Raw genomic sequence first — 20802 nt, 5'->3', positions numbered from 1 at the left:
CCGCCCTTTGCTGATCGAGTAGCCCGCCCAGCGGGCGTATCGAGATCCGCCGATGTCAGCCCGCAGGTCTGCAGGGGTGGGTCTCGATACGCCCCTGTGGGGCTACTCGACCAGCAAGAGGGGAAGCGCGCGCGAGGGCTACTCGACCAGAGCGGGGGCGGCCGGCTCCAGGCGGACGACGACCGACTTCGAGGTCGGGGTGCCGCTGACCGCCGCGGTGGAGTCGAGCGGGACGAGGACGTTCGTCTCGGGGTAGTAGGCGGCGACGCAGCCGCGCGGGGTGTCGTAGGCGACGACGCGGAACGACGGCGCGCGGCGCTCGAGGCCGTCCTCCCACTCCGAGACCAGGTCGACCATCGCTCCGTCGGCGAGCCCCTGCTCCGCGATGTCGTCCCGGTGCACGAAGACCACGCGCCGCCCGCCGTGGATGCCGCGGTAGCGGTCGTCCTTGCCGTAGATCGTGGTGTTGAACTGGTCGTGCGAGCGCAGCGTCTGCAGCAGCAGGCGCCCCTCCGGGACCCTCGGATACTGCAGCGGATTCGCGGTGAAGCGGGCCAGGCCGGTCGCGGTCGCGAACCGGCGCTCGTCGCGCGGCGGGTGCGGCAGGACGAAGCCGCCCGGCTCGTTCACCCGGCGCTCGAAGTCCTCGAAGCCGGGGACGACGGCGGCGATGTGCCGGCGGATGAGCCGGTAGTCCTCGCGCAGCGCGGCCCAGTCGACGACCGGCGCGTTCGGGCGGCCGGCGAGCAGTCGCTCCGCGATGCCGGTGAGGATCGCGACCTCGGACTGCAGGACTTGGCTCGGCGGAGCGAGCCGCCCGCGGGAGGCGTGCACGGCGCTCATCGAGTCCTCGACGGTGACCCGCTGCTCCCCCGTCGCGCGCTTGTCGGAGTCGGTGCGGCCGAGGGTCGGCAGGATCAGCGCGCGGCGGCCGGTGACGACGTGCGAGCGGTTGAGCTTGGTCGAGACGTGCACCGTGAGCGCGAGCGAGCGCATCGCGGCCTCGGTGACGGCGGTGTCCGGCGTCGCGCGGGCGAAGTTGCCGCCGAGGCCCATGAAGACGCGGGCCTTCCCGTCGCGCATCGCCCGGATCGCGGCGACCGTGTCCGTGCCGTGCTCGCGCGGCGAGGCGAAGGAGAACTCGCGGTCGAGCGCGTCGTGGAAGGAGTCGGGCATCCGCTCGAAGATGCCCATCGTTCGGTCGCCCTGCACGTTCGAGTGGCCGCGGACCGGGCAGACGCCCGCGCCCGGCTTGCCGATGTTGCCGGTCAGCAGCAGGACGTTGACGACGTCCTTGAGCGTCGCGACGGAGTGCGCGTGCTGGGTCAGTCCCATCGCCCAGCAGACGATCGTGCCCTCGCTGGCCGCGATCAGCTCGGCGATCTCGCGGATGCGGGCCTCGTCGATCCCGCTCGCCCGCTCGATCTCGGACCACTCGGTGCCGCGGATCTCGTCGAGGTAGCCGTCGAGGCCGTCGGTGCTCTCCGCGATGAAGGCGCGGTCGAAGACGCCGCCGCGCGCCTCCTCCGCGTCGAGGAGCGCCTTGCCGAAGCCCTGGAAGAGCGCCTGGTCGCCGCCGAGCCGCACCTGGAGGAAGTGGTCGGCGAGGGCCGTGCCGCCGCCGATCATGCCGCGGACGGTCTGCGGGTTCTCGAAGCGCAGCAGCCCCGCCTCGGGCAGCGGGTTGATCGCGACGATCGTGCCGCCGGCCCGCTTCGCCCGCTCGAGCGCGGTCAGCATCCGCGGGTGGTTGGTGCCCGGGTTCTGCCCGGCGACGATCAGCAGCGGCGCCCGCTCGACGTCGCGGAGGCTGACCGAGCCCTTGCCGATGCCGATCGTCTCGGTCAGCGCGGACCCGCTGGACTCGTGGCACATGTTCGAGCAGTCCGGCAAGTTGTTGGTGCCGAAGCCGCGCACCAGCAGCTGGTAGACGAAGGCGGCCTCGTTCGAGGTGCGGCCGGAGGTGTAGAAGATCGCCTCGTCGGGATCCGCGCAGGCGCGCAGCTCGTCGGCGACGACGTCGAGCGCCTCGTCCCAGCCGACCGGTCGGTAGTGCGTCGCGCCCTCGTCGAGGAGCATCGGCTCGGTCAGGCGGCCCTGCTGGCCGAGCTGGTAGTCGTCCCAGCCCTCGAGCTCGGTCATCGAGTGCGCGGCGAAGAAGGCGGACGTGACGGTGCGCAGCGTCGCCTCCTCCGCCACCGCCTTCGCGCCGTTCTCGCAGAACTCGGCGACGTGCCGTTTGTCGGCCTCGGGCCAGGCGCAGCCGGGGCAGTCGAAGCCGGTCTTCTGATTGACGCGCAGGAGGGTCTCGGCGCTGCGCAGCGGACCCATCTGCTTGAGCGAGATCTGCAGCGCGTGGGCGACGCCGGGGATGCCGACCGCCCGGTGCTTGCGGGCGCCGACCGTGACGGCGCTCTCGTCGATGGGGTTCTCGCGGGCTGCGGCGTCGTCGACCATTCCTGCATCGTACGTCGCGCTGCTCCGTCCGCTCCCGGCCGGCGGTGCCAGGATGGCGGCGACCCCGCCCGGAGTCGACCCCGGAGGAGAGCCATGAGCCGCAGCGTCGCCCGCACCCGCCTGATCGCCGTCCGCGCGGGCGAGCCGACCCGGCGCCGCGAGGACGTGCTCGCCGTCGAGGAGCCGCTGGAGATCCGGGTGGGCGGCCGGCGGTTCAGTGTCACCATGCGCACGCCGGGCGACGACTTCGACCTGGTCGCCGGGTTCCTGGTGTCGGAGGGGGTGCTCACCTCGGCGGAGCAGCTCGCGGCGATGCGCTACTGCGCGAGCGGCGCGGGGCCGAGCGAGAACACCTACAACGTGATCGACGCGACCGTCCGCGGGGGACGCGCGGAGGTCCTGCTCGACCGGGAGCGCTCGGTCTACACGTCGAGCTCGTGCGGGGTGTGCGGTCTGGCGTCGCTCGAGGCGGTCGCGACGGAGTCGACGTGGAGCGTGGCGGAGGATCCGCTGCGCGTGTCCCGCGAGCTGCTGGTGTCGCTTCCGGACAGGCTGCGCGAGGCGCAGGCCGTGTTCGAGCGGACCGGCGGCCTGCACGCGGCCGGGCTGTTCGACTCGGATGGCGCACTGCTGGCGCTGCGGGAGGACGTGGGGCGGCACAACGCGGTCGACAAGGTCGTCGGCTGGGGCCTGCGGGAGGGGCGGCTGCCGCTGCGGGGCGCGCTGCTGCAGGTGTCGGGCCGCGCCTCGTTCGAGCTCGTGCAGAAGGCCGTGATGGCGGGCGTCCCGCTGCTGGCGGCGGTCGGCGCGCCGTCGTCCCTGGCCGTCGACCTGGCCCGCGACTCGGGCCTCACCCTCATCGGCTTCAGCCGCGGCGCGGGCTTCAACGTCTACGCGGGCGACGCCCGCCTCGCGGACTGACGCGGGCGTCTCGATGCGCCGCGCGCCGCGGCTCCTCGACCAGCAGGCAGGGACAGCGGCCCGGGGAGGCAGCAGCTCGCGCGTCAGCGCGGCCCCCCTCCGCTGATCGAGTAGCCCGCGCCGCGGGCGTATCGAGATCCCCGTGTACGAACGCGTGGGTCTCGGTACGCCGCGTCCCGCGGCTACTCGACCAGCAGGCAGGCAGCGCGACCGCGCAGACAGCAGCTCGCGCCCCAGCGCGGCCCCACCCGCTGCTCGCGCGCCAGCGCGGCCCCACCCGCTGCTCACGCGACCACCGATGACGTCGGCCGCACCGCGCTTGCACGGACAGGGCAGAGGGCACGACCCGGAATCGCGTGCCAGCGATTCAGGGCAGCCCGACGCGACCCGCTCTGCGGAACGCTCCCACCTCTGCAAGCCGACCGCGAGTCGTCTAGCGGCTGCGCCGCTAGACGACCGACAAGGACTGCCGGGCGATCTCGAGTTCCTCGTTGGTGGGGATGACGAGGACGGCGACGCGGGAGTCGTCGGTGGAGATGCGGCGGGGGCCGCGGTCGCGGGCGGTGTTGCGCTCGGGGTCGAGCTCGATGCCGAGGCCCTCGAGGCCGCGGAGGGCGCCGGCGCGGACGGCGGCGACGTTCTCGCCGACTCCGGCGGTGAAGACGATCGCGTCGACGCGGCCGAGCTGGGCGTAGTAGGCGCCGACGTAGTGGCGCAGGCGGTGGTAGTAGACCTCGAGGGCCGCGGTCGCGGTCTCGTCGCCGCCCTCGGCCGCCTCCTGGACGTCGCGCATGTCGCCGCGGCCGGAGAGGCCGAGGAGTCCGCTGCGGCGGTTGAGGACGGTGTCGAGCTCGTCGGTGGAGAGGCCGGCCTTGCGGGCGAGGTGGAAGACGACGGCCGGGTCGAGGTCGCCGGAGCGGGTGCCCATCACGAGGCCCTCGAGCGGGGTCATCCCCATCGAGGTCTCGACGGAGACGCCGCCGTCGATGGCGCAGGCGGAGGCGCCGTTGCCGAGGTGGAGCACGATCGTCTTGAGGTCGGAGCGGCGGCGGCCGAGGTAGGCGGCGGCGGCCTCGGAGACGAACTTGTGCGAGGTGCCGTGGAAGCCGTAGCGGCGGATGCGGTGCTTGTCGGCGAGGTCGGCGGGGATCGCGTAGGTGGCGGCCGCCGCGGGGAGGGTGTGGTGGAAGGCCGTGTCGAAGACGGCGACGTGCGGCACGTCCGGGAACGCCTTCTGCGCGGCCTCGATGCCCTCGAGGTTGGCGGGGTTGTGCAGCGGGGCGAGGTCGCTGAGGTCCTCGATGTTGATCTTGACGAGGTCGGTGACGAGCGTCGGCTCGTAGAAGCGCTTGCCGCCGTGCACGACGCGGTGGCCGACCGCGACGGGCGGGAACTCGTCGAGGCTGGGGCCGTGCTCGGCGAAGGCGCGGATCATCGCGTCGAAGCCGGCGGTGTGGTCCGGGATGGGCGTCTCGAACTCCACCGTGTCGCCGTCGTGGCTGTGCTTGGTGCGGCCGGTCTCCTCGCCGATCCGCTCGACGAGGCCGCTGGCGAGCGTCTCCTCCGTCGTCATCTCGATGAGCTGGTACTTGAAGGACGACGAGCCGCTGTTGACGACGAGGACGACGGACACGGTGGGACTCCTGGGGGTTCGGGGTCGGGCGGGGCGCTCGGGCGGGTGGCCCTCAGCGCACGACGGGGATGGCGGAGGTCGGCGGGACGATCGCCTGGGTGGCGGCCTGGATCGCGGTGATCGCGACGGTGTTGACGATGTCCTGCACCAGGGCGCCGCGGGAGAGGTCGTTGACGGGCTTGCGCAATCCCTGCAGGACCGGCCCGATCGCGACCGCGCCGGCCGAGCGCTGCACGGCCTTGTAGGTGTTGTTGCCCGTGTTGAGGTCCGGGAAGATGAACACCGTCGCGCGGCCGGCGACCTGCGAGCCGGGCATCTTCGAGGCGGCGACGGCCGCGTCCGCCGCGGCGTCGTACTGGATCGGACCCTCGACGAGCAGGTCGGGCCGGCGCTCGCGGACGAGCGCGGTGGCGGCCCGGACCTTCTCGACATCGGCGCCGGCTCCGCTCTCCCCGGTGGAGTAGGAGAGCATCGCGATCCGCGGGTCGATGCCGAACTGCTGAGCGGTCTCGGCGGAGGAGATCGCGATGTCGGCCAGCTGCGTCTCCGTCGGGTCGGGGTTCACGGCGCAGTCGCCGTAGACGAGGACGCGGTCGGCGAGCGCCATCAGGAACACGCTCGAGACGACGGAGACGCCGGGGCTGGTCTTGATGATCTCGAAACCGGGACGGATGGTGTGCGCGGTGGTGTGAGCGGCACCGGAGACCATGCCGTCGGCGAGGCCGAGCTGCACCATCATCGTGCCGAAGTAGGAGACGTCGGTCACGGTGTCGTAGGCGTGGTCGAAGGTGATGCCCTTGTGCGCGCGGATGCGGGCGTACTCCTCGGCGAAGCGGTTGCGGTGCTCCGGGTCGAGGACGCTGAGGACGCGGGCTCCGTCGATGTCGAGGCCCAGGCTCGCCGCGCGGGAGCGGACCTCGACCTCCTCGCCGAGGATCGTGAGGCGGGCGATGCCGCGCTTGAGCACGGTCGCGGCGGCGCGGAGGATGCGGTCGTCACCGCCTTCGGGGAGGACGATGTGGCGGTCGGCGATGCGGGCGCGCTCGATCAGGCCGTACTCGAACATCAGCGGCGTGACGACCTCGGAGCGGCCGACGTCGAGCAGGGTGAGCAGCTCGACCGGGTCGATCGCCTCCGCGAACAGGGCGAGGGAGGTGTCGCGCTTGCGCGGCGAGTCGGCGGCGAGCCGACCGCGTGCGGCGGTGACGCGCACGGCGGTGTCGTAGGTGCCGAGCTCGGTCATCACGATCGGCAGGCGGTTGTCGACGCCCTCGATCAGGCGCACGATCGGCTCCTGCAGCTCGAAGCCGCCGTTGAGGATGATCGCCGAGACCGTCGGGAAGTTGCCGGAGGCGTGCGCCATGATCACGGCGAGCACGACCTCGGGCCGGTCCCCCGGGACGATGACGACGCCGCCCTCCATCAGGCGCGGCAGGACGTTCACCATCGACATGCCGGCGACGACGACACCGAGGGCCTCGCGGCCGAGCAGCTCCGGGTCGCCCGCGACGAAGACGCCGTCGACCGCGTCGATGATGCGCGAGACACTCGGGGCGACGAGCGACGGGTCCTCGTGGATCGCCCAGACCGGGGCGCCGGCCGGGAGGGCCTCGCGGATCGCGGCGACGGCCTGCTCCGAGGTGCCCGGGTCGGCGCGGTTGGCGACGACGCCGATGAGGCTCGCGTGCGCGGTGCGCAGCTCGACCGCGGCGAGCTCGGTGATCTGCCGCATCTCGTCGGGGGTGCGGGCGGGGGCCTGGCCGAGCTGCTCGCTCCGGGACGGGTCGCGGCCGGTGAGGACGAGGAGGACGGGGGCGCCGAGGTTCGCGGCGATGCGGGCGTTGTAGCCCAGCTCGGTGGGGCTGCCGACGTCGGTGTAGTCGGAGCCGAGGATGACGACCGTGTCGCACTGCGCCTCGACGGCCTTGTAGCGCTCGACGATGCGGGAGAGGGCGGCCTCCCCGTCGGCGTGCACGTCCTCGTAGGTGACGCCGATGCAGTCGTCGTAGGCGAGACCGGAGTCGGAGTGGCCGAGCAGCATCTCGAGCACGTAGTCGCGCTCGGAGGTGGAGCGGGCGATCGGGCGGAAGACGCCGACCCGCTGCACCTGGCTGCTGAGCAGGTCGAGGACGCCGAGGGCGACCGTGGACTTGCCCGAATGACCTTCGGCGGACGAGATGTAGATGCTCTGAACCATCGGGCGCAAGCCTAGCGACGGGGGCCCTCCGGAGGCTGGGCGGGTGCCCGGGATGGGAGAGCGTGCAGGGGCGCCCGGGTGTGGAGGAGAGGTGGGCCGGGTGCGCAACCCGTTAAAAGGAAAGACCCCCCGCGCACCCGCCAGAGCCCGGTTACCCTTGCTGCGTTTCCGCCCTGGGGGAGTTGGCCTGGATGGCGCCACGCGGGGAGCCGGGAGACAGTCTAACCGACGCCGGCGCGGTGCGAGCACGGCTGTGGCGCCGGGTGGTCAGCGGAGGGCGCCGGCACCGGCTAGTATCGATGAGTCGCGGCCACGGTCGCGCCAGGAGGATTCGCCTAGTGGCCTATGGCGCACGCTTGGAAAGCGTGTTGGGTGCAAGCCCTCGGGGGTTCGAATCCCCCATCCTCCGCCGAACGGCGCCGCACGCTCTCGCCAGCTGCGGCGCCGTTCTCTGTTCGCGGCGCGTGGCGCCTTCCCCGTCGAGTCGCCCGAGAAGGCTCGTTCAGGGTGCGGAGAACGCGCCTTCTCGGGCGAGTCAGTGCGCTCGTCAGCGGGTGAGGCGCAGGAGCCACTCGTCGAGGAGGGCGCTCTCGGCGGCGGTCAGGCCGTCGACGCCGGGCAGCGCGGTGCGCAGGGCGACTGCATGGGCGGCGAAGGCGCGGGCCGCAGGGTCGGTCGGGCCCGCCTCCGCTGTGGTGACCGCGGCGAGGACGGCTTCGCGGGAGCGGGCGGAGAGCTCGTCGTCGGGGCCGGCGGCGAGGGTGAGGGTGCAGCCGAGGGCGGCGGACTGGAGGAGGCGGGCGGCGTGGTCGACCTCGACGGTGAGGCGACCGGCCTCGGCGACGGCCCGGACGTGGGCGGCGAGGACGCTGCGGGCGAGGCGGGCGGCCTCGGACTCCTCCCCCGGGCGCCCGGTGAAGATCAGGGCGTAGAGGTGCGGCTCGGCGAGGCCGAAGGCGACGTGGTGGTCCCAGGCGGCGCGGAGGGCGTCGACCGGGTCGGCGGGTGCGTCGACGGAGTCGAACTCGGCCTGGGCGGAGGTGAATCCGGCGGCGGCAACGGAGTCGAGCAGGCCGCGGAGGTCGCCGAAGGTGCGGTAGATGGTGGGCGCCTGGACGCCGGCGGCCGAGCTGATCGCGCGGGTCGAGACGGCGTCGCGGCCGCCCTCCGCGAGGAGCGCCGCGGTCGCGGAGAGGATGCGGTCGCGGGTCGTCGGGCTCTCGGTCACGGGTATCGACGCTAACACGCGTGCGTTAGCGGCCGTGCACGCGGGGTGCTGGTGACGTGGATCTCGATACGCCCGCTGCGCGGGCTACTCGATCAACATGGGCGGCACGTGCCGCAGATATCAGCCGGGGTGAGCAGTCGCCGCGGGCGCTGACGGGGTGAGCTGCAAGGCGGAGGAGGAAGCGATACCGGCGGTATCGCGCCCGACGACAACGCCGCAGATCGCCCCGTCAGCACCCGCGGGCCGCGGGCGCTGACGCCGCCGGCTGCAAGGCGGAGGAAGGAGCGATACCGGCGGTATCGCGACTGACGACAACGCCGCAGACGGTGGTGTCAGCGCCCGCGGCGGGCCGTGCCGAAGATGCCTCGGACGACTTCGCGCAACAAGGTCTTCCCGACCGAGGAGCCGAGGACCTCCTCGACGACGGTCTTGTCGCGGCGGGTGGAGCGGGAGCGGGAGGTGGGCGCGGTGCGGCGGCGGGAGCGCTCGGCGGCCTCGTCGGCGCGGCGCTCGGCGGCGGCGCGGTCCTTGGCGCGCTGCGCGGCGGTGCAGGCGTCCTCCTTGGCGCGGCGGGCGGCGTCGGCGGCCTGCTCCTTCGCGCGGCGCGACTCCTCCTCCGCCTGCTGCTCGGCAGCGGCGCGGGCCTCCTCGGCGTCGGCCGCCGCGTCGAGGCGGCGGGTGAGGATCTCGCGGGCCGAGTCGCGGTCGAGCGGGGTGCCGTAGCGGGCGAGCAGCGGGGAGCGCTGGACGCTCGCCTCCCGGTCGGCCTCGGGGGTCGGCGCCATCGAGCCGCGCGGGGCCCGGAGCCGGGTCCAGGCGACCGGGGTCGGGGCGCCGCGCTCGTTCATCACCGTGACGATCGCCTCGCCGATCGGGAGCGCCTGCAGCACCTCGCCGAGGTCGTAGTCGCTCTCGGGGTAGGTCGAGACCGTGGCGCGCAAGGCCTTCGCGTCGTCGGGGGTGTGCGCGCGCAGCTGGTGCTGGATGCGCGAGCCAAGCTGGGCGAGCACCTCGCTCGGCACGTCCTTCGGCGTCTGGGTGACGAAGACGATGCCGACGCCCTTGGATCGGATCAGCCGGACCGTCTGCGTGATCGCGGCGAGGAAGTCCTTGGAGGCATCGCGGAAGAGCAGGTGCGCCTCGTCGAAGAAGAAGACGAGCTTCGGCCGGTCGAGGTCGCCGACCTCGGGCAGGTCGTTGAAGAGGTCGGCGAGCAGCCACATCAGAAACGTGGAGAACAGCGCCGGCTTGTCCGCGACTCCCGGCACCTCGAGCAGGCTGACGACGCCGCGGCCGTCGGGGGCGAGGCGGAGGAACTCGGCGGTGTCGATCTCGGGTTCGCCGAAGAAGACGTCGGCGCCCTGGTCGGCGAAGGCGATCAGCTCACGAAGGATGACGCCGGCGGTCGCCTTGGAGAGACCGCCGAGCTCGGCCAGCTCGGCCTTGCCCTCGTCGCCGACGAGGTAGGTGAGCACGGCGCGGAGGTCGGAGAGGTCGACGAGGGGCAGCCCGGCGCTCTCGGCGTAGTGGAAGACGAGGCCGAGGCTCGACTCCTGGGTGTGGTTGAGGCCGAGGACCTTGGCGAGCAGCAGCGCGCCGAAGCCGGTGACGGTGGCGCGGACGGGGACGCCTGTGCCGACTCCGCCGAGGGCGAAGTACTCGGCGGGGGCGGCCTCCGGGGTCCAGTCCTGGCCGATGGTGCGGGTGCGCGCGAGCAGCTTCTCGTCGGGGGTGCCGGGGGTCGCGAGGCCGGAGAGGTCGCCCTTGATGTCGGCGGCGAAGACGGGGACGCCGTTCGCGGAGAGCTGCTCGGCGAGGACCTGCAGGGTCTTGGTCTTGCCGGTGCCGGTCGCGCCGACGACGAGGCCGTGGCGGTTGAGCATCCCGAGCGGGATGCGGACGGGCACGTCCGCGCGGGCCTCGCCGTTGACGAGGGCGCCGATCTCGAGGGCGGGGCCGGCGAAGGCGTAGCCGGCGCGGACGGCGTCGACGGCGGACTCGGCGAGAGGGCCGGCGGCGGGCGGAGCCGGCTCGGGCGCGGCAGGTGCGGCGGCGGCCCGCTCCCCGGCCCGCCGTCGACGAGCCGCACGTCGTCGACGACCGCGGCCGCCTCCTCCGGACCGGCGGCCAGCGCCGCCGCGGCGCCTCGGCGCGGGCGAGCGCCTCCGCTGCCTCGGCCTGCAGGCGTCGGGCGGCCTCGAGTGCCGCGCGTGCGTCGTCCCTCGCCGAGGCGAGCCCGTCGTCGTTGCTCATGCGCTCAGCCTAGGCTCGCGGCGCCGCGCCGGACGGCCCGTCGGCCCGGCGCCGAGCGTCTCGGGCTCAGTCCTCGCGGACGTGCCAGGGCTGGCCGTAGCCGCCCTCCTCGAGCGGCCGCGCCATCAGCTCCAGGAACGGCTCGGCGTCGAACGCCTCCGGCCCGAGCACGCCCGCGCCCGACCAGGCGCCGGTCGCGAGCAGCTCGAGGGCGATCACCGGGTTGAGGGCGGTCTGCCAGACCACGCACTGGGTGCCGTACTCCGCCATCGTCCACTCGTTGTCGCTCACGTGGTACAGGTACACCTCACGGTGCTCGCCGTCCTTCGACCCCGAGACCCAGAGACCCGCGCAGGTCTTGCCGGTCATCCGCGGGCCGATGCTCGCCGGGTCGGGCAGGCCGGCCGCGACCACGTCGCGCGGCGAGACCAGCACCGGGCCTCCCGCCGAGCGGACGCGGACCGGCTCCGTGCGGTCGAGCCCGAGCAGGTTGAGCGTGCGCAGGACGCCGATGAACTCGGCGCCGAGGCCGTACTTGAAGGTGACCCGCTTCGCGTCGAGCCAGCGCGGCATCAGCAGCACCTCCTCGTGCTCCACGTTGACGCACTCGACGGGGCCGATCCCCTCGGGGAACTCGAAGACCTCCGGCTCGGAGAACGGCGGCGTGGTGAACCAGCCGCGGTCCTTCTCGAAGATCACCGGCGGGTTCAGGCACTCCTCGATCGTCGTCCAGATCGAGAAGGAGGGCGCGAAGATCTCGGCGCCGCTCTCGTCGCGCACGACGAGGTTCGCGCCGTCGCGGACGCCGAGCTCGTCGATCTCGTCGAAGAGGTGGTCGGCGGCGTAGCGGGCGAAGACGTCGGAGAGGCCCGGCTCGACGCCCATGCCGACGAGGGCGAGCCGGCCGGCGGACTCCCACTCCGGGGCGGCGGCGAACTGCTCGTCGCCGAGCTTCAAGCCGGTCTTGGCGTGCGGCTCCTCGGGGTGCGGGCGGGAGAGGCTCATCGCCATGTCGAGGTAGTCGGCGCCGGCGGCGAGGGCGCCCGCGAAGATCGTCGGCACGAAGGAGGGCTCGACCGCGTTCATCACGTGCGTGGCGCGGTGCGCGCGGGCGACGGTCTCGACGTTCTCGGCGTCGGAGGCGTCGATGCGGGCGGCGACGAAGCGGTTCTCGACGCCGTCGGCGCCGTACCGCTCGAGGATCCAGGCGACGGTGCGCTCCGCCCGGTCGAGCTCGTAGTCGCAGACGATGATCTGCTCGAAGAAGGTGCGGCGGGCGGCGATCTTCGCGAAGGCGTCGCCGACGCCACCGGCGCCGACCAGGAGGATTCTCATGCTGCCACCGTAGCGACGGAATCGCTCGCCGTTCAAGGCCTGGACCGCGGGAATCGCGAGGGTGCGGCGGTGTGGACGACGGAATCCGTCACTTCTGCTCCGTCTCCTCCGCGATCTCGAGGAGGCGGATGAACCGCGAGAGCCGCTCCAGCGCCGCCATCGACGTCGGCGGCGAGGCCGCGAGCGCGGGCGAGTGCACGAGGTAGGCGGCCCACTTCGCCCGCGAGATCGCGACGTTCAGCCGGTTGGGCAGGAGCAGGAACTCCAGGCCCCGCGGGACGTCGGCGCCGGAGGACGCGGCGAGCGAGACGATCGCGACGACCGCCTCGCGGCCCTGGAAGAGGTCGACGGTGCCGACCAGCGTCTCCTCGAGCCCGGCCGCGTCGAGCGCCTCGCGGAGGAGGGCGCCCTGCGCGTTGTAGGGCGCGACGACGATGACGTCGGCGGCGGTGAGTGCGCGCTCGCCGTGCTCGTCGGTCCAGGTGCGGCCGACCGTGGACCGGGCGATCTCGACGACCCGGCGCGCCTCGTCCGGCGAGGAGGTGGTGTCGCCGGCGTGCACGACCGGGACCGCGTGCAGCCCGGGGGCGACGCCGTCGAGGTGGCGCACCTCCGGAGCCCGGGACGAGAGGGCGCCCTCGTAGGAGAGCTCGGAGACGGCGGCGGCGAGCGCGGGGTGCATCCGGTGGGTCTGCGCGAGGAAGTAGCCGTAGGCGGGCGGCAGCACGTCGTGACCGGCGGCGAGCCAGCCGAGCGCCGACTCGTCGACGGGCTCGGGGTGCGAGCCCTGGCTGACCTGCGGGAGCTGCTGCGGGTCGCCGAGGAGCAGCAGGCGCTGCGCCGAGATCGCGCTCGCGATGGTGGGGGCGAGGGAGAACTGGCCGGCCTCGTCGATCACCAGGAGGTCGAGGGAGCGGCGCGGCGCGCTGCCGGCGTTGGCGAAGGTCCAGGCGGTGCCGCCGATCACGCAGCCGCCGCCCTCCGCGAGCGCCGCGAGGGCCGCGCCGTTCTTCACCGGCGTCCAGGCGGCGGCGGCGAGCGCCTCCGCGGAGGTGCCGTTCTTGGGCACCTTGGCGACCCGGGCGGGGTCGACGCCCTTCGCGACGACGGCGGTCAGCACGTTCTCGACGACGGAGTGCGACTGCCCGACGACGCCGACCCGCCAGCCGTGCTCGGTCACGAGCCGGGCGATGACGTGCGAGCCGACGTAGGTCTTGCCGGTGCCGGGTGGGCCCTGGACGGCGAGCGTCGCACGCTCGAGGCCGAGCAGGGTCTCGACGACCGCGCCGATCACGTCGTCGTCGCGGACCGGGGCGACGACGGCGGGCGGCACGCGCCGGAGGACGTCGAGCGCGGGGTCGGCGAGCATCGCGGGCAGGGCGTCGAGGACCGTCGCGCCCCACTCCGCGATGGCCTCGGGCTGCGGGGCCGCTCGCGGCGGCGGCGAGGGCGCGAGGGCGATCGGCGCGTCGTCGTGCGGCTCCTCCCCCGCGCGCAGGCCCTCCTTGAGCAGCAGGACGATGCGCTCGCCGTCGTCGTGCGCGGCGAGGATCTCGGCGCGGTCGGAGGCGCCGCGCAGACCGGGGCCGGGCGAGGGCGCGCCGGGCGGCGCCGGGGAGTCGTAGACGAGGAACGGCTTGGCGCCGACGCCGAGGCGGCTCCCGGGCGCGAGCCGGCCGTCGAGGCGCAGCTCGCGGGAGAGCGTGCGGGCCTTGGCCGGCGTCGACCAGTCGCGGACGACCTCGACCCGCTCGATCACGACGACGTCGCGGGTGTCGGCCCAGTCGTCGAGCGGCTGGCGCAGCCGGTCGAAGTGCTCCTGCCAGAAGGTCTTCGCCTCGCGGCGGTGGTAGTCGATGGCGGCGCCGGCGAGGGCGAGCGCCCTCTGGTCGGGCGTGCGCTCGCGCGGCTCGACGCCCTCCACCTCGGCGAGGAGGGCGACCGCGACCGGGTCGGGCTCGCGCGGCACCGGGAGGTCGACCTCGACGAGCGGGAGGGGCTCGGCGTCGCGGGTGGGGGCGAGCGAGAGCAGCCAGTCGCGCAGGCGCAGTGTGGAGCGGCAGTCGTAGGCGTTGTACTCGGCGATCTCGGCGAGGCGGCGGTCGGCGGCGGACGGGTCGGTCGCGAGAAGGTCTCTGGCCTCGACGTACTGCGTGATGCTGTCGGCGGCGTTCGTGACCCCCTCGGCGTCGCGCGCCTCCTCCCCCATGTAGAGCGGCTCGAGCTTCTTGATCGAGTAGCTGCGCGAGCCGATCCGCAGCGCCCGGCGGACGACAGGGTAGAGGTCGACGAGGACGCCGTCGCGCAGGAGCGCGTCGACCTCCTCCTCCCCCGTGCCGTGCCGCTGCGCGAGCGACAGCAGGTGACTGCGCTCGTAGGAGGCGTAGTGGTAGACGTGCATCCGCGGGAAGCGCGCACGACGCTCGCGCAGCAGCGCGAGGAAGTCGAGGAGGGCGCGGCGCTCGGCGGCGAGGTCGTGCGCCCAGTACGCGGTGAAGGCCTCGTCCCGGTCGACCATGCCGAAGAGGTAGTCGAGGCCCCACTGGCCGTCCTCCGCGTGCAGCGGGTCGCCCTCGAAGTCGAAGAAGAGGTCGCCTGGGTCGGGGGCGGGCAGGGCGGTCAGCACGGAGGCGTCGACGACCTCGACGACGGGGACGTGGTCGGCCGAGTCCTCGGTGGCGAGCTGCAGGCGGGCCTGGGCGCGCAGCGTCTCCGCGGCGCCGGCGCTCATCCCGGGGACCGGCCCCTCGCTGACCGCGAGCGCGTCGAGGGTGGTGATGCCGGCGGCGGCGAGCTTCGCGCGCTGGTCGAGGCGCATCCCAGCGACGAGGATCGGGTCGCGGTGCGCCAGCACCTCCGGCGCGCAGAGGCCGCAGCGGCCGCAGGCGGTGAAGCGGGGATCGCCCCACGCGAGCGGCGTCGGATCGGCGATCCGCTCCTCGAGCACCGCGCGCAGGCGGGCGCGCTGCACCCGCTGCACGGGGGCGATCGTGGCGAGGTCGTGGCTGGTCACCTTCCCGTCGCCGAGGACGAGGTGGACCTTCTCGCCCACGCGGATGCCGCGGGCCGCCATCTGCTCGGCGTAGGCGGCGAGCTGCAGCAGGGCGGGGATCTTGGCGTGCCGGGCGAGCTTGGTGTCGTAGACCTCGTAGGCGCCGTCGGCGGTTCCGTCGTCGACTCGGAGGAGGAAGTCGGAGAAGCCGATGAAGGTGCCGTCGTAGAAGGTGGCCTGGTAGAGCACGTCCGCGCCCGCGCGCATCGCCTCGATCGCGGCGTCGGCGGCCCTCGCGTAGTCGGCGCGTTCGGGGCGCTCGAACTCGACGACGTCGGCGTGCGTGCGCTTCAGCTCGGCGAGGTAGGCGAGCTCGTGCGCGTCGCCGAGGCGCGCGGTGCGCTGCAGCATCGCGTCCTCCTCCACGGTGACGCGGGGGGCGCGGGCGAGCGTCGCGTCGAGCCTGCGCAGCACCGCCCACTCGCAGGCCGACCAGGAGGAGAGATCGGTCGGGCTCGTGACGATGCGGACGCCCTCGGCGCCGTCGTCCTCGAGATACATGCGGCTCCCTCCACGGCCGCCGGGCGGCGACCGCCTCCAGGGTAGGGCGACCCTCCGACACCGGCGCGTGCGAGGCTGGGCCGGTGACCAGGGCGCGCTTCGAGATCATCCCGTCGGACGGCATCGGCGAGGACGCCGAGCGCGCGTTCCCCGACCCGGCGGCCGTGACGCTCACCGTCACCAGCCTGCCGAAGCACGGGACGGAGCGGACGGTCGACTCCGCGGTCGACCTCGCGCGCCGCGGCTTCCGCGTCGTGCCGCACCTCGCGGCGCGGAACGTCGACGGGCGCGGCGCCCTCGATCGCGCGCTCGGGCGGATGCGCGACGCCGGGATCGACGAGGCGTTCGTGATCTCGGGCGACGCGAGGAGTGCGGCCGGCAGCTACTCGACCAGCCTCGAGCTGATCCGCGACGCCGTCGAGCTGCGGCCCGAGCTGGCGATCGACGTCGCCGGCTATCCGGAGGGGCACCCGCACCTCTCCGATGAGAGCATCGCGAAGCACCTGCGTGAGCGGGCGCCGTACCTCCGCGGGATCGTCACGCAGATGTGCTTCGACGTGAACGCTGTCGTCCGGTACGCCGACGGACTCCGGACGTCAGGGATCGGCGCGGAGCTGTGGGCCGGTGTCCCCGGGCCCGTGGAGCGGGCGCGGCTGCTGACGCTCGGCGCGCGGATCGGCGTCGGCTCGTCGCTCGGCTTCCTCGCGCGCAGCTCGTCGGTGGCCGGCGGGCTGCTGCGCGGCCGCCGCTTCGACCCGACCGCGTTCGTGGCACGCCTCGAGGCGGCCGCGGGCGAGCGCCTCGCGGGCCTGCACGTCTACACCTTCAACGAGCTCGACGGCCTGCGCGCGTTCTGACGCCCGCCGCGAGATGCCACTTGTGAGCGCTTCTCCCGGCGTGTCGCGCTCATAAGTGGCATCTCGCGGAGGAGGGGGTCAGCGCGAGGTGCGGACCCAGATCGGCGGGTGCGGGAGCTCGGACTCGGTGCGCAGGCGGCCGGCGAGCGGCGCCCAGACGATCAGGGCGACGGCCAGCCCGAGCAGGAGGCCGCCGATGGTGTCGGTGAGCCAGTGCGCGCCGAGGTAGGTGCGGCTGGCCATCATCGCCACGGTGTAGAGGAAGCCCGCGATCCAGACCCAGAGCAGCGGGAAGACCAGGGCGAGCACCATCGCCGTGGTCGAGGCGTTCGCGGTGTGGCCGGAGGGGAAGGAGCCGTAGTCGCTGGTGACCAGCATGTCCTCGGGGCGGGCGCGGCCGACCAGCTCCTTCACGAGCTGGGTGGCGCCGACGCTGACGAGGGCGGCGAGCGCGTAGTAGAGGGCGGCCCAGCGGCGGCGGAAGACGAGCAGGACGATGATGATGGCGACCGGGATGATCGCGGTGCCGATGACGCCGGCGCCGACGGTGTTCATGATGAAGGCGGGGACGTCCCAGGCGGTCGAGCGGTGCTCGACGATCTCGTCCATCCACTCGACGTCGAACGAGAACGCGCTGGTGGGGCGGAAGGCGATGATCACGGCGAGGACGATCGTCACGATCAGAGCGATCGAGGCGGAGATCAGCGGCCAGCGGCGCGAGACGTGGCGGGCGGCCTCGGTGGAGAGGACCTTCGCGACGACGTCGTCGGACGGGGCGCGCTGGTGGAGGCGCTCGCGCTGCACGGCGTCGGGCTGGGCGACGCCGGGCTCGGTCTTCAGGGGGTCGTGGCGAGGATCCATCCGGACATGATGCCGTCACCGGGCGTTCACGCGCTGGGGGTTGCGGGCGGGGCGGCGAGGTCGGGCTCGCGGAATCGCGTCCGGCACGTCGGATCGGCGCGTTTGTGCGAGCCGAAGGTGGATTTACGAGCCCGAGGTCCGCCGCGGACACCTCCGGCACGCGGAAACACGTCCGGCACGTCGAATCGGCGCGTTTCCGCGAGCCGGAGCCGATTCCGCGAGCCCGAGGTCTGCCGCGGACACCTCCGGCACGCGGAAACACGTCCGGCACGTCGAATCGGCGCGTTTCCGCGAGCCGGAGCCGGTTTTACGAGCCCGAGGTCTGCCGCGGGGACCTCCGGCACGCGGAAACGCGTCCGGCACGTCGGATCGGCGCAATTCCGCGAGCCGAAGCCGATTCCACGAGCCCGAGGTCTGCCGCGAGGACCTCCGGCACGCAGAAACACGTCCGGCACGTCGAAGCGGCGCATTTCCGCGAGCCGAAGCCGATTCCGCGAGCCCGAGGTCTGCCGCGAGGACCTCCGGCACGCAGAAACACGTCCGGCACGTCGAAGCGGCGCATTTCCGCGAGCCGAAGCCGATTCCGCGAGCCCGAGGTCTACCACGGGGACCTCCGGCTCGCGGAACCACGTCCGGCTCGTCGAATCCGACCGATTCCGCGAGCCGAGGCCGGTTCTGCGAGCCGGAGGTCGGGCGGACGGGCGGGCGGGCCGACGGACGGGCGGACGGACGGACGGGCGGGCGGGCGGGCGGGCTCAGTCCTGCAGGGCCGGCACCGTGCGCGGGCGGACGATCAGCCAGAGCGCGACGATCGACACGGCGGCGGTGCCCATCATCACGAGGGCCATCGGCACGGCCGACTCGACGCCGAACAGACCGGACAGCGGCGACAGGATGCCGGCGGTGCCGAAGTTGACCGCGCCGAGCAGCGACGCCGCGGTGCCCGCCTCGCGGCCGTGGTTGACCAGGCCGAGCACCTGCACGCACGGGAAGCTGAAGCCGCAGGAGGCGATGAAGAACCAGAGCGGCACGAGGGTGCCCCAGATGCCGAAGCCGAGCACGTCGAACAGCGCGATCAGCCCGGCCGTGACGAGCAGCGTGACCGTGGTGATCGCGAGGATCCACTGCGGTCCGACGCCCCGGCGGCTGAGGAAGGACGACGCCTGGACGCCCGCGACGACACCGAGCGAGTTGACCGCGAAGAGCAGCCCGTACTGCTGCGCGTCCAGTCCGTAGAGCCCCTGGAAGAGGAAGGACGAGCTGGAGAGGTAGGTGAACAGCCCGCCGAAGGTCATGCCGCCGATCACCGCGACGCCGACGAAGACCCGGTCGCTGAGCACGGCCCGGTAGCGCTGCACGAGGGAGCGCGAGTCGCGGTCGGCGCGCGCGATCCGCGGCCGCGTCTCGACGATCAGCACCGCGACGGCGACCATGACGATCAGCCCGTAGGCGGCGAGGAAGACGAAGATGCCGCGCCAGTCCATCACCAGCAGCAGCTGCGAGCCGATGACCGGGGCGAGCACCGGCGCCAGGCCGGAGACCAGGGCGAGGCGCGACAGCATCTTCACCAGCGGCCGGCCGCCGAAGAGGTCGCGGACCATCGCCATCGCGACGACGCCGCCCGCCGCGGCTCCGGCGCCCATCAGGAAGCGGAAGACGCCGAGCGAGACGATCTCGGGCGCGAAAGCGGCGCCGATGCAGGCCAGCACGTGCAGCGAGGTCGCCAGCAGGATCGGCAGGCGCCGGCCGACCACGTCGCTCCACGGGCCGACGACCAGCTGCCCGAGGGCGAAGCCGAGGGTGGTGCCGGTGAGCGTCAGCTGGACCGCCGCCTCCGACACGCTCAGCTCGCTCTGCAGCGCGGGGAAGGCGGGGAGGTAGAGGTCGATCGTGAACGGGCCGAGCGCGGTGAGCGCCCCGAGCACGATCACGTAGACGAGGCGCTGCCGTTTGGTCAGGGCGTCGCCCGCGTGCCGGTGCACGGGGGTCGAGCCGGTGGGGGTGGAGGCGAGAGAGGTCACGGAGCCTTCCTGCGGAGCGCAGAGCGGAGGAGGGGAGGGAGCGGCGGACGAGCATCGCCCCTACCGCCAAGCGGCGGGCGGGCGGATTCATTCCTCGACTATCGAATCAATTCGATCGGTGTCGCGCAAGGGCCCCCGCTCGATGAGGCGCAGATGCTCCGGCTCCCGCTCAGGCCGCGGGCTGCGCCCCGCCGGCCGGGTGCAGCGCGGCGGCGAGCGGATCGGCGAGCAGCCCTTCGAAGGCGAGCTCGGCCGCGCCGAGCATCAGCAGGTCGCCGCCGAGCTCGGTGCGGGCGATGCGCACCGAGTCGAGCGCCACCCGGAACGGCCCGCCCCGTGCCAGGCGCCCCTCGAGGAAGCCGGGTGCGACGCCGACGAGCGCGCCGAGGAACCCGCCCAGCACCACCAGCTGCGGATTGAAGATGTTGACGACGTTGCGCAGCGCGACGGCGAGGTGCCCCAGCTGCCGCTCCACCTCCGCGCGGACCGCGGGGTCGCCGGAGGCGGCGAGCGCCTCCTCGAGCCGCTCGCTCTCGTCGAGCCCGAGCACCCGCAGCAGCTCTGCGCGGCCGACCTCGGTCTCGAGGCAGCCGACGGCCCCGCAGTGGCAGTCGACGCCCGCGCTGTTGACGAGGGTGTGGCCGATCTCGCCGGCGTAGCCGTCGATCCCGTGCAGCGGAGCGCCGCCCACGATGACGCCGGCGCCGACGCCGCTCGCGCCGCCGTTGAGGTAGACGAGGTGCGAGACCTCGCGGCCGGCGCCGAGCACGCTCTCGGCGAGCGCGCCGAGGTTCGCGTCGTTCGCGGACAGCACGGGCAGCCCGGTCGCCTCGGCGAGCATGCGCGAGAACGGCTCGTCGGTCCAGCCGAGGTGCGGCCCGACCCGGACCAGACCGTCGGCGTCGCGGACGAGCCCCGGCACCGCGACTCCGATGCCGACGGTGCGGGCGTCGGCCGGCAGCTCGGCGACGAGCTCGGCGATCGCACCGGCCGCGAGCCGGGCCGCGGCCTCGGCGCTCGGCACGGCGGCGGTGCGGCGGATGCGGCGGCGCACCTCCGCGTCGAGGCCGACGACGGCGACCGTCACGGCGTCGATCTCCGGGTTCACCGCGATCGCGACGACCCGCGGATCGGCGAGGACGATCGGGCTCGGCCGGCCGACCTGATTGACGGTCTCGGGCTGCAGCTCGCGCACGACGCCCAGCTCGACCAGCTCGCCGACGAGGGCGGCGATGGTGGAGCGGTTGAGCCCGGTGAGGCGGGTCAGCTGCGAACGGGAGCGCGGGCCGCCGCGGTGCACGAGGCGCAGGAGCGCGGAGAGGTTGTGCCGGCGGACCCGGTCGAGGTTGTTGCCGCGCGTCGCGATCTCGGCCATTCCGCGGTCTCCTCTGCTCACCGGCGCCAGCCTATCCGCGGGTGCGGTCCGTGCTCGGCGCACAACGTCAGCTGAGAAGGGGGTCCCTCGCTCCACAGGGGAGGGACCCCT

The 20802-nt window shown here is 73.6% G+C and carries 12 protein-coding genes, 1 tRNA gene and 1 other RNA gene; 3 read left to right on the top strand and 11 right to left on the bottom strand.

The window, feature by feature from the left end; genetic code table 11:
• Nucleotides 1–138: 138 nt before the first annotated feature.
• Complete coding sequence (locus GSU72_RS05080; protein WP_159984078.1) at nucleotides 139–2457, bottom strand: FdhF/YdeP family oxidoreductase; 2319 nt, start codon at nucleotides 2455–2457, stop codon at nucleotides 139–141.
• A gap of 93 nt (nucleotides 2458–2550) precedes the next feature.
• Between GSU72_RS05080 and fdhD the strand changes: the two genes are divergently transcribed.
• The gene (gene fdhD, locus GSU72_RS05075) at nucleotides 2551–3378 is read left to right on the top strand and encodes a formate dehydrogenase accessory sulfurtransferase FdhD (RefSeq protein WP_159984077.1); all 828 of its coding nucleotides are present in this window, start codon (nucleotides 2551–2553) and stop codon (nucleotides 3376–3378) included.
• Between the two features lie 448 nt (nucleotides 3379–3826).
• Here the strand turns inward: fdhD and GSU72_RS05070 are convergent, their stop codons facing one another.
• The 3 genes from GSU72_RS05070 to ffs all read right to left on the bottom strand — a co-directional run bounded on the left by GSU72_RS05070 (nucleotide 3827) and on the right by ffs (nucleotide 7422).
• Nucleotides 3827–5011 carry an acetate kinase gene (locus GSU72_RS05070; RefSeq protein ID WP_159984076.1) on the bottom strand — a complete coding sequence of 395 codons (1185 nt, stop codon included), beginning with the start codon at nucleotides 5009–5011 and terminating at the stop codon, nucleotides 3827–3829.
• Between the two features lie 52 nt (nucleotides 5012–5063).
• Nucleotides 5064–7208, bottom strand: coding sequence for a phosphate acetyltransferase (pta, locus tag GSU72_RS05065; protein WP_159984075.1), 2145 nt, complete (start codon nucleotides 7206–7208; stop codon nucleotides 5064–5066).
• A 117-nt stretch (nucleotides 7209–7325) separates the two neighbouring features.
• An RNA gene (ffs, locus tag GSU72_RS05060) (signal recognition particle sRNA small type) lies at nucleotides 7326–7422 on the bottom strand.
• Nucleotides 7423–7532: 110 nt separating this feature from the next.
• On the opposite strand from ffs, the gene GSU72_RS05055 reads away from it, so the two are divergent.
• Nucleotides 7533–7617: transfer RNA gene (locus tag GSU72_RS05055), tRNA-Ser, on the top strand.
• Between the two features lie 138 nt (nucleotides 7618–7755).
• On the opposite strand, the gene GSU72_RS21805 is transcribed toward GSU72_RS05055, so the two are convergent.
• The 4 genes from GSU72_RS21805 to GSU72_RS05035 form a co-directional block, all read right to left on the bottom strand.
• Nucleotides 7756–8436: a TetR/AcrR family transcriptional regulator gene (locus GSU72_RS21805; RefSeq protein WP_208545152.1), complete on the bottom strand. Its 681-nt coding sequence runs from the start codon at nucleotides 8434–8436 to the stop codon at nucleotides 7756–7758.
• A gap of 332 nt (nucleotides 8437–8768) precedes the next feature.
• Nucleotides 8769–10343: a helicase HerA-like domain-containing protein gene (locus tag GSU72_RS05045; RefSeq protein WP_244255980.1), complete on the bottom strand. Its 1575-nt coding sequence runs from the start codon at nucleotides 10341–10343 to the stop codon at nucleotides 8769–8771.
• A 412-nt stretch (nucleotides 10344–10755) separates the two neighbouring features.
• The gene (locus tag GSU72_RS05040; RefSeq protein WP_159984074.1) at nucleotides 10756–12024 is read right to left on the bottom strand and encodes a saccharopine dehydrogenase C-terminal domain-containing protein; all 1269 of its coding nucleotides are present in this window, start codon (nucleotides 12022–12024) and stop codon (nucleotides 10756–10758) included.
• Between the two features lie 88 nt (nucleotides 12025–12112).
• Nucleotides 12113–15577 carry a bifunctional RecB family nuclease/DEAD/DEAH box helicase gene (locus GSU72_RS05035; RefSeq protein WP_159984073.1) on the bottom strand — a complete coding sequence of 1155 codons (3465 nt, stop codon included), beginning with the start codon at nucleotides 15575–15577 and terminating at the stop codon, nucleotides 12113–12115.
• 83 nt (nucleotides 15578–15660) lie between these two features.
• Between GSU72_RS05035 and GSU72_RS05030 the strand changes: the two genes are divergently transcribed.
• The gene (locus GSU72_RS05030) at nucleotides 15661–16434 is read left to right on the top strand and encodes a methylenetetrahydrofolate reductase (protein WP_159984072.1); all 774 of its coding nucleotides are present in this window, start codon (nucleotides 15661–15663) and stop codon (nucleotides 16432–16434) included.
• A 78-nt stretch (nucleotides 16435–16512) separates the two neighbouring features.
• Here the strand turns inward: GSU72_RS05030 and GSU72_RS05025 are convergent, their stop codons facing one another.
• The 3 genes from GSU72_RS05025 to GSU72_RS05015 all read right to left on the bottom strand — a co-directional run bounded on the left by GSU72_RS05025 (nucleotide 16513) and on the right by GSU72_RS05015 (nucleotide 20712).
• Nucleotides 16513–17295 carry a phosphatase PAP2 family protein gene (locus GSU72_RS05025; protein ID WP_159984071.1) on the bottom strand — a complete coding sequence of 261 codons (783 nt, stop codon included), beginning with the start codon at nucleotides 17293–17295 and terminating at the stop codon, nucleotides 16513–16515.
• A gap of 755 nt (nucleotides 17296–18050) precedes the next feature.
• Nucleotides 18051–19316, bottom strand: a complete 1266-nt coding sequence (locus GSU72_RS05020) for a multidrug effflux MFS transporter (protein ID WP_244255979.1) — start codon at nucleotides 19314–19316, stop codon at nucleotides 18051–18053.
• A 169-nt stretch (nucleotides 19317–19485) separates the two neighbouring features.
• Nucleotides 19486–20712, bottom strand: coding sequence for an ROK family protein (locus GSU72_RS05015; RefSeq protein ID WP_348272815.1), 1227 nt, complete (start codon nucleotides 20710–20712; stop codon nucleotides 19486–19488).
• Between the last annotated feature and the right edge of the window lie 90 nt (nucleotides 20713–20802).

The sequence above is a fragment of the Rathayibacter sp. VKM Ac-2760 genome, from assembly GCF_009834185.1.
GTDB lineage: Bacteria > Actinomycetota > Actinomycetes > Actinomycetales > Microbacteriaceae > Rathayibacter.
The sequence above is the reverse complement of the archived record's forward strand: the minus strand, read 5'-3'. Positions and strand labels throughout refer to the sequence as shown.